The 13065-nt window shown below is 68.6% G+C and carries 11 protein-coding genes; 5 read left to right on the top strand and 6 right to left on the bottom strand.

From position 1 onward, the window contains the following. The 3 genes from FG99_RS02120 to FG99_RS02110 are packed head-to-tail and all read left to right on the top strand — an operon-like array spanning window position 1 to window position 3282. Window positions 1–2181 (top strand): FUSC family protein, encoded by a 2181-nt coding sequence (locus FG99_RS02120; RefSeq protein WP_043266976.1) that lies wholly within the window; start codon window positions 1–3, stop codon window positions 2179–2181. A 4-nt stretch (window positions 2182–2185) separates the two neighbouring features. Next, the gene (locus FG99_RS02115) at window positions 2186–2386 is read left to right on the top strand and encodes a DUF1656 domain-containing protein (RefSeq protein WP_024128300.1); all 201 of its coding nucleotides are present in this window, start codon (window positions 2186–2188) and stop codon (window positions 2384–2386) included. 14 nt (window positions 2387–2400) lie between these two features. After that, the gene (locus tag FG99_RS02110) at window positions 2401–3282 is read left to right on the top strand and encodes an efflux RND transporter periplasmic adaptor subunit (RefSeq protein ID WP_009619086.1); all 882 of its coding nucleotides are present in this window, start codon (window positions 2401–2403) and stop codon (window positions 3280–3282) included. A 731-nt stretch (window positions 3283–4013) separates the two neighbouring features. Here the strand turns inward: FG99_RS02110 and FG99_RS02105 are convergent. The 5 genes from FG99_RS02105 to acnB form a co-directional block, all read right to left on the bottom strand. Beyond that, entirely contained in the window at window positions 4014–4754 is a 741-nt protein-coding gene (locus FG99_RS02105; protein ID WP_009619087.1) for a murein L,D-transpeptidase catalytic domain family protein, read from the bottom strand. A gap of 82 nt (window positions 4755–4836) precedes the next feature. Next, window positions 4837–5874 carry a L,D-transpeptidase gene (locus tag FG99_RS02100; protein ID WP_009619088.1) on the bottom strand — a complete coding sequence of 346 codons (1038 nt, stop codon included), beginning with the start codon at window positions 5872–5874 and terminating at the stop codon, window positions 4837–4839. An 83-nt stretch (window positions 5875–5957) separates the two neighbouring features. Then, complete coding sequence (locus FG99_RS02095) at window positions 5958–6653, bottom strand: pseudouridine synthase (protein WP_043266974.1); 696 nt, start codon at window positions 6651–6653, stop codon at window positions 5958–5960. Then, entirely contained in the window at window positions 6653–6868 is a 216-nt protein-coding gene (locus FG99_RS02090; RefSeq protein WP_009619090.1) for a cysteine-rich CWC family protein, read from the bottom strand. Before FG99_RS02090 ends, FG99_RS02095 begins: the two co-directional genes overlap by 1 nt. Before the next feature lie 371 nt (window positions 6869–7239). Further along, window positions 7240–9849, bottom strand: coding sequence for a bifunctional aconitate hydratase 2/2-methylisocitrate dehydratase (gene acnB, locus FG99_RS02085; protein ID WP_009619091.1), 2610 nt, complete (start codon window positions 9847–9849; stop codon window positions 7240–7242). Window positions 9850–10241: 392 nt separating this feature from the next. Between acnB and FG99_RS02080 the strand changes: the two genes are divergently transcribed. Further along, on the top strand, window positions 10242–10718 hold the full coding sequence (locus tag FG99_RS02080) for a DUF1289 domain-containing protein (protein ID WP_009619092.1): 477 nt from the start codon (window positions 10242–10244) through the stop codon (window positions 10716–10718). A gap of 34 nt (window positions 10719–10752) precedes the next feature. On the opposite strand, the gene FG99_RS02075 is transcribed toward FG99_RS02080, so the two are convergent. Further along, entirely contained in the window at window positions 10753–12099 is a 1347-nt protein-coding gene (locus FG99_RS02075; RefSeq protein WP_043266971.1) for a class II 3-deoxy-7-phosphoheptulonate synthase, read from the bottom strand. A gap of 219 nt (window positions 12100–12318) precedes the next feature. Here FG99_RS02075 and FG99_RS02070 point away from each other — a divergent pair, with 219 nt between their 5' ends. Then, complete coding sequence (locus FG99_RS02070; RefSeq protein ID WP_009619094.1) at window positions 12319–13065, top strand: spermidine synthase; 747 nt, start codon at window positions 12319–12321, stop codon at window positions 13063–13065.

Raw genomic sequence — 13065 nt, 5'->3', positions numbered from 1 at the left:
ATGGCCAGCAGCCAAGCCTTGCCGAATCGCTCGCCGCTGGAGGAGGTGCGCCGCGCCTTCTTCGAGTGGGCGCGCAGCGACGGCGTGACCTGGGTCTACGTCGCCAAGGTGTTGACCGCCGCCATGCTCACCCTGTGGCTGGCCATGCGCCTGGAGCTGCCGCAGCCGAGCACCGCGACCATCACCGTGTTCATCGTGATGCAGCCGCAGAGCGGCCAGGTGTTCGCCAAGAGCTTCTACCGCATCCTCGGCTCCCTGGTGGGGCTGACGGTGATGGTGGCGCTGATCGCCGTGTTCGCCCAGGAGCGGGTGCTGTTCCTGCTGGTGGTGGCGCTGTGGGTCGGCGCCTGCACCGCCGGCGCCGCGCGCTACCGCGACTTCCGCTCCTACGCCTGCGTGCTGGCCGGCTACACCGCGACGCTGATCGGCCTGCCCGCCACCCAGCACCCCGAAGCCGCCTTCATGTCGGCGGTATGGCGGGTGCTGGAGATCAGCCTGGGCATCCTCTGCTCGACCGTGGTCAGCGCCGTGGTGCTGCCGCAGACCTCCGCCGCAGCCATGCGCAACGCCCTGTACCAGCGCTTCGGCGCCTTCGCCTGGTTCGTCCTCGACAACCTCGGCGGCGGCCAGCGCCAGCGCTTCGAGGCGGCCAACGTCAACTTCGTGTCCCAGGCCGTGGGCCTGGAGACGCTGCGCACCGCGACCATGTTCGAAGACCCGCACATGCGCCTGCGCGGCGGCCGCCTGGCGCGGCTGAACAATGAGTTCATGGTGCTGACCACGCGCTACCACGCCCTGCACCAGTTGCTCGAACGCCTGCGCGGCCAGGACAGCCAGCGCGTGCTGGAGGCCCTGGAGCCGTGCCTGGAACTGCTGCGGGAAATGCTCCAGCCGTGGAAGGGCAAGCCGCTCACCGACAGCGACGCGGCGGTGCTCGCCGAGCAGATCGCGGCGCAGCGCCAGGACATGATGCAGCGCATCCGCGAGGCCCGCGCCGGGCTGCGCGAGAAGGTCGAGGACGTTTCCGAGCGGCTGGACTTCAACACCGCCGGCGAGCTGCTCTACCGGCTGGTCGCCGACCTGCACGACTACACCCTGACGCATGCCTCGCTGGCCGAGCACCGCCACGAGCGGGAGAACTGGAAGTTCGGTTTCTCGCCCAAGGCCAACCTGGTCGGCGCGCTGGTGGCCGGCGGCCGCACCGCGGTGATGGTGCTGCTGTTCGGGGTGTTCTGGATCGAGACCGCCTGGCCCAGCGGCAGCACCTTCGTGCTCAACGCCGCCGCCGTCGCGGCGCTGGTCTCGGCCGCGCCGGACCCCTCGAAGATGGCCGCGCAGATGGCCGTGGGCACCTTCTTCGCCGCCATCCTGGGTTTCGCCGAGACCTACTTCGTGTTCCCCCACCTGGACGGCTTCCCGCTGTTGTGCGTGGCCATCGCCCCGGTGTTCGTGATCGGCGCCTACCTCTCGGTGAAACCGGCCTACGCCGGCTACGGCATGGGCCTGCTGATCTTCTTCTGCTTCGGTGCCATCCCGGCCAACATGACCGTCTACGATGCCGGCCGCACCCTCAACGAGTACATCGCTCTGGTGCTCTCGCAGGGCGCCGCGGCGGTGCTGGTCGGCGTGCTCCTGCCGCCCACCGCGGCCTGGCTCTGGCGGCGCCTGGAGAAGGACCTGCGGATGCGCGTGGTGCAAGCCATCAGCGGCAGGCTCGCCGGCCTGGGCGCGACCTTCGAGAGCGCCACCCGCGACCTGATGAACCAGGCCTACGGCCTCGCCGCGCGCCGCCCGGACGTGCAGCGCAGCCTGCTGCGCTGGATGTTCCTGGTGCTGGAAGTGGGCCACTCGATCATCGAGCTGCGCGAAGAGCAGGAGCGGCTGCCCGACGAGCCCTGCTACGCCGAGGACATGCCCTGGCGCCAGGCCATCCGCAGCATGGGCCGCGCGCTGATCCGCCTGTTCGTGCAGCCGGGCGAGGCCAACCGTGAGCGCGCCCTGGCCGCCGTGGAACATGCCATCCTCACCACCAAGGCCACCGAGGAGCCGTGCGCGCCGGACTTCGAGAGTTCGCCCCTGCGCCGGGTGGTCAGCTACCTGCACTTCATCCGCACCACGCTGCTCGACCCGCAGTCGCCGCTGCGTGATGCCAGCCAAGGAACCGCCAGCCATGCTGCTTGACGACCTGCCGCGGGAAATCGCCTTCCACGGCGTCTACATGCCGACCCTCACCGTGCTCTTCGTGGTCGCGGCGGTGATCTGCTGGGGCATCGACCGCGTCTTCGCCTCCATCGGCCTGTACCGCTTCACCTGGCACCCGGCGCTGTTCCGCGTGTGCCTGTTCGCCTGCCTGTTCGGCGGCCTGTCCCTGACCGTCTACCGATAACGAGCCAGTTACCCATGACCTTGAAATCCGTCTTCAGCCTGCTGGCGACCCTGATCATCCTGGTGGTCGCCGTGTTCATCGGCCGCACCCTCTGGGTGAACTACATGGACACCCCCTGGACCCGCGACGGCCGCGTGCGTGCCGACATCATCAACGTCGCCCCGGACGTGTCCGGCGTGGTGGTCGAGGTGCCGGTGCGCGACAACCAGCAGGTGAAGAAGGGCGACCTGCTGATGCAGATCGACCCCGACCACTACCGCATCGCCGTGAAGCAGGCCGAGGCCCAGGTCGCCTCGCGCCTGGCCACGCTGAAGATGCGCCAGCTCAACGCCAGGCGCCGCGCCGCGATGGACAACGAAGTGGTGTCCCGCGAGAGCCTGGACGATGCCAGCAACACCGCCGCCGCCGCCGAGGCCGACTACCAGCAGGCCCTGGCCGCGCTGGACGCCGCCAAGCTGAACCTGGAGCGCACCCAGGTGCGCGCCTCGGTGGACGGTTACGTGACCAACCTCAACGTGCACCGCGGCGACTACGCCCGCGCCGGCGAGGCGAAGATGGCGGTGGTCGACGAGAATTCCTACTGGGTCTACGGCTACTTCGAGGAAACCAAGCTGCCGCACATCGCCGTGGGCGACCCGGCCGAGCTGCAGCTGATGAGCGGCCAGCGCCTGAAGGGCCACGTGGAAAGCATCGCCCGCGCCATCTACGACCGCGACAACCCGGAAAGCCGCGAGCTGGTCGCCGACGTCAACCCGACCTTCAACTGGGTGCGCCTGGCCCAGCGCGTGCCGGTGCGCATCCACATCGACGAAGTGCCGGAAGGTGTGCTGCTGGCGGCGGGCATCACCACCACGGTGATCGTCAACCCAGGCAGCCAGGACGCGACGGCGCAGTGAGCGCAATGCGCGTCAGGTAAAAAAACGGGGGCTTCGGCCCCCGTTCGTTTTTCCCGGCGCAGGGTGCGAAATGGTGCGGGTGGACAGCGTATAGGCGCGGATCTTATCCGCGAACCGCGCCGGGACGTCCGGCTATCGCGGACAAGGTCCGCTACGGGGGAGGAATGCCGTGCTTCCCGGCAACCTGTAGGAGCGGGCCCTGCCCGCGAAATCGCGCGCAGGGCGCGCTCCTACAATGGGAATGGCGCGGGTGGGGCGGCGGATCTCATCCGCGAACCGCGCCGGGACGTCCGGCCATCGCGGACAAGGTCCGCGGGGGAGGAATACCGTGCTTCCCGGCAACCTGTAGGAGCGGGCCCTGCCCGCGAAATCGCGCGCAGGGCGCGCTCCTACAATGGGAATGGCGTGGGTGGGGCAGCGTAGGAGCGGATCTTATCCGCGAACCGCGGCGGGACGTCCGGCTATCGCGGACAAGGTCCGCTCCTACGGGGAGGAATACCGTGTTTCCCGGCAACCCGTAGGAGCGGGCCCTGCCCGCGAAATCGCGCGCAGGGCGCGCTCCTACAATGGGAATGGCGTGGGTGGGGCGGCGTAGGAGCGGATCTTATCCGCGAACCGCGCCGGAACCTCCGGCCATCGCGGAGAAGCCCGTAGGATGGGTTGAGCGAAGCGATACCCATCACCATGACCGCATGGGTATCGCAAGCTCAACCCATCCTACGAAAAGCGCCTCAGCGCTTGGCCAGGGTGGCGCTGCGCCCCAGGTTCTGCGCCTTGGCCACGCTGCAGCTGGCGCCGGCGAGGAATTGCGAGTTGCTCAGCCATTCCTGCTGCGGGTAATAGGCGAACACGTAGCTGCCTTTTTGCAGGGTGTCGATCAGCTTCTGCGCCACTTGCGGGCGCACCGCCGGGCAGCCCTGGCTGCGGCCCAGGCGGCCGAGGCCGGGGACCACCCTGGGATCGGCGTAGGCTGCCGCGTGCATGACGATGGCGCGCTCTTCGCTGTTGTCGTTGAAGCCCGGCTCCAGGCCCAGCAGGCGCAGCGAGCGGCCGTGCTTGCCGCGGTAGGTCTGGCCGGTCTGGTACAGGCCGATGGACGACTGGTAGCTGTTCGGGCGGTTGGAGAAGGAGGTGGCGAGGTCGTCGCCGCTGTTCTTGCCGTGGGCCACCCACTCCTCGAACAGCAGCTTGCGCCGCTGCAGGTCGAACACCCACAGGCGCTTGTCGCGCGAGGCCTTGGAGTAGTCGATGACGGTCAGCAGTTCGTCGCGCCCGCCCAGTTGCGCGGCGTTGGCGCACTGGTAGGCGCTGAGCGCCAGGCGCAGGGCTTGCAGGTTGGTGGCCGGGGCCAGGCGGTGGAGTTCCTCGGCGCTGGGCAGCGCCGCTTGGGCGAGGCTGCTGCCGAGCGCGTAGAGCGCGCCCACGGCGAGCAGCGGCCGGAGTTTCCCCCAGACGGTGGATATGGACGGCATGGCGCCGTTCCCCCCTTTGTCACTTCCTAAGGTCTGTTTTCGATTGCGCATGCAAGTGCGCGAAATTAGGGGGGATTCTCGCTCATTTTTTGACCGGTGCCGGTACCGCTTGTCGGTCGTTGGTGGTGATCACCGTGAAGTCCGGGTTGCTGCGCGTCTCGCGGCTGGACGGCAGGTCGGTGATGACCAGGGTGCTGCCGACGTCCATGGCCAGCAGCAGCGAGTGCAGGAAGTGCGCGTCCATGCTGAACTGGCCGAGCTGTTCGGCGGGGGTCAGGCCGGCCTGCGGGTTGCTCACCTGTACCGCGCTCCAGCGCAGGTTGGGGCTGGCGCTGGCCAGCTGTTCCGGGGTGGGCCGCTCCAGCAGCGAGAAGGCCGCCACGCCGGTGCGCGCGCCGGGGTTGTCGAGGGCCACCGGGGCGCTGCCGATCTGGGTGCCGCCGCGGTACACGTAGGCGCGGCGGTCGGCGCGGCTGATCAGCACCGAGATCGGCCCGAGGCTTTCGCCCGGGTCGCTCCAGTAGGGCTCCACCGCCGGACTGGCCGGGCCGCTGGCCTTGCCTTCGCTCACCTGCGGGGCGAGCAGGCCGGGGTGGTAGACCTCCACCGGCGAGCTCCTGGCGTCGGAGATGATCACCGTGGTGTTGCTGAAGCCGGTGACCTCGTAGAGCTTCTTGGCGAAGGCCATGGGCAGGCGGATGCAGCCGTGGGAGGCGGGGTAGCCGGGCAGGTTGCCGGCGTGCAGGGCGATGCCGTCCCAGGTCAGGCGCTGCATGTAGGGCATGGGCGCGCTGTCGTACAGGTCGGAGTGGTACTCCACCTTCTTCTGCAGGATGGTGAACACGCCGGTGGGGGTTTCCTTGCCGCGCTTGCCGGTGCTGACCGTGGCCACGCCGATGGCGATGCCGTTGCGGTACACGTAGGCGCGCTGTTCGGTGAGGCTGACCACCACCGTGACCGGGCCCTGCGGGGAAATCTCCGGGTACCAGAGGAACTGCCCGGGCTTGAGCTTCTTCAGCGCCGCCTGCAGGTCGTTGAGCGGCGAGGCGTGGCTGGAGTTGGCCTCGACGGGGAGGGCGACCAGGCTGAACAGCAGCAGGGCGAAAGACAGGATCTTCATCGTATTCCTTCGATGCGCGGGCGTCCTCGCAGCTTAGTCGGGGCCGAGCCGCCCCTGCAATTCGCGATGCCGGACGGCAGGCCTCAGCCCAGCGCGGCCAGCTCGGCGGCGCTCAGGGCTCGGTACTGGCCCGGCGCCAGCTGCGGGTCCAGGGCCAGGCCGCCCATGCGTTCGCGGTGCAGGCGGGTGACCTTGTTCTGGAAGTGCCCGAACATGCGCTTGACCTGGTGGTAGCGGCCTTCATGGAGGGTCAGGCGCGCCGCGCGCGGGGCGAGGATCTCCAGCTGCGCGGGGAGGGTGGTGAGGTCCTCGTAGCGGAAGTACAGGCCGCGGGCGAAGACTTCGGCGTAGTGCGCCTCGATCGGCTGCTCGGTCTCCACGTAGTAGACCTTGGGCAGTTTGCGCCCGGGCAGGGTCATGCGCCGCGACCACTGGCCGTCGTTGGTGATCAGCAGCAGGCCGGTGGTGTTGAAGTCCAGCCGCCCGCCGATGTGCAGTTCGTGCTTGTCCGGCTCGTCGAGCAGGTCGAGCACGGTGCGGTGCTCCGGGTCGCGGGTGGCGCTGACGCAGCCGGCGGGCTTGTGCAGCATGAAGTAGCGCGCCGGGCGGCCGGCCTGCAGCACCTCGCCATCCAGCTCCACGCGGCTGAACTCGCGCACCTCGTGGCGGCCGTCGCGGACCACTGCGCCGTCCACCGTCAGGCGTCCGGCGGCCAGCAGCAGGCGCGCGTCCTGGCGGCTGAAGCGGGGCAGGTTGGTGAGGAAGCGGTCCAGGCGCATCAGGCGGGTTCGTCGTCGGGCGGCAGGCTCTGCGCGCAGCGCGGGCACAGGCAGGCGCGGTCGAGCAGCTGCGGCGGGACGCGGGCCAGGGCGGCGGGGTCGATGCGCGTCTGGAAGCACCAGCAGAGCGTCCCGTCGGCGTCCGGGTCGGCCTGGCTGCAGCTGTTGCGCTGGCCGCAGAGGGGGCAACGGGTGGGATCGGGGGTGTCGGTCATGGTGCGGGTCGGTGCTTTGCCGGGGGCACAGGGTGCAGCGGGCGGCGCCGGGGTGCAAGGGGAATCGGATGCCTGGGGGTGTTCATGCCACCGGGGTGTCCGGCGTGGCCGGCAAGCACGAGACCCGTAGGATGGTGTTGAGCGAAGCGATACCCGTCAGCGCCACGGCATGGGTATCGCAAGCTCAACCCATCCTACGAAGAGCCCCCCGGCGCGGCTTGCAAGACAGTTGCTCCTACGCCCGCGATTCGGCAGATAACGCCATAGGCGCCTGGAGCCCAAATAAAAAATGCCGTTTCTCCCAGGGGAAGAAACGGCATTCTCTGCAAAGCCCCGCCTTGCAGGCCAGGGCTTTCCTCACGCCGAAAGGCTTAGGCTTGAACGACCGGAATCTTGGCGTTCGCAGCAGCTTCCTTGAACTCGGCGATCTGGTCGAAGCTCAGGTAGCGGTAGATATCGGCAGACATGCTGTCGATATCCTTCGCGTAGGCCATGTACTCCTCGACGGTCGGCAGCTTGCCGATGATCGAAGCCACGGCGGCCAGCTCCGCCGACGCCAGGAACACGTCGGTGGAATCGCCCAGGCGGTTCGGGAAGTTACGGGTGGAGGTGGAGACCACGGTGGAACCGGTCTGTACGCGCGCCTGGTTACCCATGCACAGCGAGCAGCCCGGCATTTCCATGCGCGCGCCAGCCTTGCCGTAGATGCCGTAGTAGCCTTCCTCGGTCAGCTGGTGGGCGTCCATCTTGGTCGGCGGGGCCAGCCACAGACGGGTCGGAATGCCACCCTTGACCTTGTCCAGCAGCTTGCCGGCAGCGCGGAAGTGACCGATGTTGGTCATGCACGAACCGATGAATACCTCGTCGATCTTGCGGCCTTGCACGCTGGACAGCAGGCGGGCGTCGTCCGGGTCGTTCGGGGCGCAGAGCACCGGCTCCTTGACGTCGGCCAGGTCGATCTCGATGACCGCGGCGTATTCGGCGTCCTTGTCGGCTTCCAGCAGTTGCGGGTTGGCCAGCCAGGCTTCCATCGCTTGCGCGCGGCGCTCCAGGGTGCGGGCGTCGCCGTAGCCTTCGCCGATCATCCAGCGCAGCAGGGTGATGTTCGACTTCAGGTATTCGGCGATGGCCTGTTCCGGCAGCTTGATGGTGCAACCGGCGGCGGAACGTTCGGCCGAGGCGTCGGACAGCTCGAAGGCTTGCTCGACGGTCAGGTCGTTGAGGCCTTCGATCTCGAGGATGCGGCCGGAGAAGATGTTCTTCTTGCCTTTCTTCTCGACGGTCAGCAGGCCCTGCTGGATGGCGTAGTAGGGGATGGCGTGGACCAGGTCACGCAGGGTGATGCCCGGTTGCAGCTTGCCCTTGAAGCGCACCAGGACCGATTCGGGCATGTCCAGCGGCATTACGCCGGTGGCGGCGGCGAAGGCCACCAGGCCGGAACCTGCCGGGAAGCTGATGCCGATCGGGAAGCGGGTGTGCGAGTCGCCGCCGGTGCCGACGGTGTCGGGCAGCAGCATGCGGTTCAGCCAGCTGTGGATGATGCCGTCGCCCGGACGCAGGGACACGCCGCCGCGGGTCATGATGAAGTCCGGCAGGGTGTGGTGGGTCTTGACGTCGATCGGCTTCGGATAGGCCGCGGTGTGGCAGAAGGACTGCATCACCAGGTCGGCGGAGAAGCCCAGGCAGGCCAGGTCCTTCAGCTCGTCGCGGGTCATCGGGCCGGTGGTGTCCTGGGAACCGACGGTGGTCATCTTCGGTTCGCAGTAGGTGCCCGGACGCACGCCTTTGCCTTCCGGCAGGCCGCAGGCGCGACCGACCATCTTCTGCGCCAGGGTGTAGCCCTTGCCGCTGTCGGCGGGGGCTTCGGGCTTCTTGAACAGCTCGGACGGGGCCAGGCCCAGTTCGGCGCGGGCCTTCTCGGTCAGGCCACGGCCGACGATCAGCGGGATACGGCCGCCGGCGCGGACTTCGTCCAGCAGCACGGGGGTCTTCAGCTCGAAGGTGGTGACCAGTTCGCCGCTGTCATGACGCACGACCTTGCCTTCGTAGGGGTACACGTCGATGACGTCGCCCATGGCCAGGTTGGTGCAGTCGAACTCGATCGGCAGGGCGCCGGCGTCTTCCATGGTGTTGTAGAAGATCGGGGCGATCTTGGTGCCGAAGCAGAAGCCGCCTGCGCGCTTGTTCGGCACGTAGGGGATGTCGTCGCCGAAGAACCACAGCACCGAGTTGGTGGCGGATTTACGCGAGGAGCCGGTGCCGACCACGTCGCCGACGTAGGCGACCGGGAAGCCCTTGGCCTTGACCGCTTCGATCTGCTTCAGCGGGCCGACGGCGCCGGGTTGTACCGGCTCGATGCCGTCGCGGGCCATCTTCAGCATGGCCAGGGCGTGCAGCGGGATGTCCGGGCGCGACCAGGCGTCGGGGGCCGGGGACAGGTCGTCGGTGTTGGTTTCGCCGGGCACCTTGAACACGGTCAGGGTGATCTTCTCGGCGACCGCCGGGCGGGCCTGGAACCACTCGCCGTCGGCCCAGGACTGCAGCACGGCCTTGGCGGCGGCGTTGCCTTTCTTGGCGCGTTCGGAAACGTCGTGGAAGGCGTCGAACATCAGCAGGGTGTGCTTCAGTTGCGCGGCGGCGACTTCGGCCAGCTCGGCGCTGTCCAGCAGTTCGACCAGGGTGGCGATGTTGTAGCCGCCCTGCATGGTGCCCAGCAGCTCGACGGCGCGGGCCTTGCTGATCAGCGGGGAGGTGGCTTCGCCCTTGGCGACGGCGGAGAGGAAGCCGGCCTTGACGTAGGCGGCCTCGTCCACGCCCGGCGGGACGCGGTTGGTGATCAGGTCGAGGAGGAATTCTTCTTCGCCGGCCGGCGGGTTCTTCAGGAGTTCGACCAGACCGGCGGTCTGTTCGGCGTTCAGCGGCTGGGGCACGACACCCTGGGCGGCACGCTCTTCTACGTGTTTGCGGTAGGCTTCAAGCACAGTATTTCCCTCATCAGTGGTCCCGTGGGACGCGTATCCAGGAGACCTCGCCGATCCATTCGTCAGGCATGGTGGACGGTAATCCACGGACCTACGACGGCACCGGCAGCCTCCAGACAGAAGCTGTTTTCAAAGTTTTACGCCGGAGGGCCTGGGACGAGGGGGACTGGGCGCTTGAGGGGGGCGCCCAGACCGCGCGGCTGCCGGAATCTGTGCTTCGTGACGCTTTGAAAACAGCTTCGAACGGGCATTGCGCCTTGTGAAAGGCGGGCTGATTCTACTGGAATTCATTGCCGAAAGTAAGCGGCAATGCTGGGCAGGCAAGGGTGATATTGCCTAGACAAAGGGCTAAGATGCCGCACTGCCTTATGCCTCAAGAAGCTGTTCCGCCCATGTCCTCCCAGCGCATCAAGACCCCCTGTGTCGGCCTCTGTTCCACCGTCTACGGCGACCTCGTGTGCCGTGGCTGCAAGCGTTTCCACCACGAGGTGGTGAACTGGAACCTGTACGGCGAGGAGGAGAAGCGCGCGGTGTGGAAGCGCCTGGAGGTGCTGCTGGTGCAGGTGATGGTGGCCAAGCTGGAGGTGTTCGACGCGCCGCGGCTGCGCGCCCAGCTGGAACAGCGGCAGATCCGCTTCGTCCCCGAGCAGTCGCCGTACTGCTGGGCCTACCAGTTGATCGCCCGCGGCTCGCGGCTGATCCAGAACCTCGATGCCTACGGCGTGGCCCTGCTGCCGGAGTTCCGCGAGCGGCCGCTGCCGGAGCTGCGCGACGCCATCGACCGCGAGTTCTTCCTGCTTTCCGAGGCCCATTACGACCGCTACATCGCCCCGCGCTTCCTCCGCGAGGGCATGGACCTGCGCGTCTGAACCGGCGCCCGCCGCGCGGGCGCCGTTCGTCGGCTCAGCGCCGCGCCTGCTTCAGCGTCTCGGCGATGAGGAAGGCCAGCTCCAGCGACTGGTCGGCGTTCAGCCGCGGGTCGCAGTGGGTGTGGTAGCGGTCGCTGAGCCCGGCCTCGGTGATCGGCCGCGCGCCGCCGATGCACTCGGTGACGTTCTGTCCGGTCATCTCGATGTGGATGCCGCCGGCGTGGCTGCCCTCGGCCTTGTGCACCTCGAAGAACTGCCGCACCTCGGCGAGGATGCGCGCGAAGTCGCGGGTCTTGTAGCCGCTGGAGGCCTTGATGGTGTTGCCGTGCATCGGGTCGCAGCTCCACAGCACCTGGCGGCCTTCGCGCTGCACGGTGCGGATCAGCCGCGGCAGGCCGTCGCCGACCTTGTCGGCGCCCATGCGCACGATCAGGTTGAGGCGGCCGGGGTCGTTGTCCGGGTTGAGGATGTCGATCAGCCGCAGCAGCTCCTCGTCGCCCATGCTCGGCCCGACCTTGACGCCGATGGGGTTGCCCACCCCGCGCAGCATCTCGACGTGGGCGCCGTCCAACTGGCGGGTGCGGTCGCCGATCCAGAGCATGTGCGCCGAGCAGTCGTACCAGCCGCCGGTCAGGCTGTCGCGGCGGATGAAGGCTTCCTCGTAGTTCAGCAGCAGCGCCTCGTGGGCGGTGAAGAAGCTCACCTCGCGCAGTTGCGGGGCCGTGTCCAGGCCGCAGGCGCGCATGAAGGCGAGGGTTTCGTCGATGCGCCCGGCGAGCTGGCTGTATTTTTCCGCCAGGGCCGAGTTGGCGATGAAGTCGAGGTTCCACTGGTGCACTTCGTGGAGGTCGGCGAAGCCGCCCTGGGCGAAGGCGCGCAGCAGGTTGAGGGTGGCGGTGGACTGGTGGTAGGCCTGCAGCAGGCGCTGCGGGTCCGGCACGCGGTTGGCCTCGTCGAAGCCGATGCCGTTGACGATGTCGCCGCGGTAGGCCGGCAGGGTCAGGTCGCCCACGGTTTCCTCGCCGCAGGAGCGCGGCTTGGCGAACTGCCCGGCCATGCGCCCGACCTTCACCACCGGGCAGCCGGCGGCGAAGGTCATGACAACCGCCATCTGCAGCAGCACCTTGAAGGTGTCGCGGATCTTCGCCGCGGAGAACTCGGCGAAGCTCTCGGCGCAGTCGCCGCCCTGCAGCAGGAAGGCGCGCCCGGCGGTGACCTCGGCGAACTGCCGGCGCAACTCGCGGGCCTCGCCGGCGAACACCAGCGGCGGGTAGCTGGCGAGCGTCTGCTCGACCTGCTGCAGGCGCGCGGCGTCGGGGTAGACGGGTTGCTGCTGGATGGGGCGGCTTCTCCAGCTGTCGGGGCTCCAGGTCTGGCTCATCGGGGGCTCGCGGGGCAATGGCGGGTAGTCGCCCATGGTAACACCGGGCGCGGCCACCTTCAGCGCGGCGGCCCTGGTATCCTTCGCCTTCCATGAGCCCGCGGCCGTCGCCGTCCTTGCCCTGCGGAGAGCCCGCGTGTACCAGAGCCTGCCTTCCAATACCCTTCCGCATCGCCGGCCGCGCGCTGGCGCCCTTCGCCGTGGCCGGGGGCGCCGGGCATGAGCGAGGACCTGCTGATAGCCGAGGAGCGCGACGCCTACGGGGTGATCCGCGTGGTGGAGCAGGGCGGCTACCGCTACCTGGAGTTCGGCGAGGAAGTGGAGCAGAGCTGCGTGCGCATCGGCGACCCGGCCTGGCTGGAGTACGACTATTCCCGCGCCATGCTGCTGGGCGCACTGTGCCATCCCGCGCCGCGCCGCGCGCTGTTCCTCGGCTTCGGCGCCGGCAGCCTGACCCAGGCCTGCCTGAAGCACCTGGCGCTGGACGAGGCGGAGGCCGTCGAACTGCGCCCGGCGATCCCGCGCCTGGCCCGCGAGCACCTGGGCCTGGTGGACGAGCCGCGCCTGCGGCTGCGCATCGGCGATGCTGTGGAGGAGCTGGGCAACTGCGCGCCGGCCGACCTGATCTTCCTCGACCTCTACACCGACACCGGGCCCGCGCCGGCGCACCTGGGCTGGGACTTCCTCGGCGCCTGCCGCGACAAGCTGCGCCCCGGCGGCTGGCTGATCATCAACCAGTGGAGCACCGACGACGGCCGCCCGCTGGGCGCGGCCCTGCTGCGCGGGCGCTTCCACCGCCACTACCTGGAATGCCCGGTGCCGGAGGGCAACGTTATCGTCTTCGTGCCCGCCGACGTCGAGCAGAGCCTGGAGCCGCGCGGGCTGAAAAAGCGCGCCAAGGCCCTGCAGGGCGACCTGGGCTACGACCTGGGCGTCTACATCGACGCGCTGCGCCCCGCGCAGTAG

The sequence above is a fragment of the Pseudomonas sp. AAC genome (assembly GCF_000725445.1).
Taxonomy (GTDB): Bacteria; Pseudomonadota; Gammaproteobacteria; order Pseudomonadales; family Pseudomonadaceae; genus Pseudomonas; species Pseudomonas citronellolis.
The sequence above is the reverse complement of the archived record's forward strand: the minus strand, read 5'-3'. Positions and strand labels throughout refer to the sequence as shown.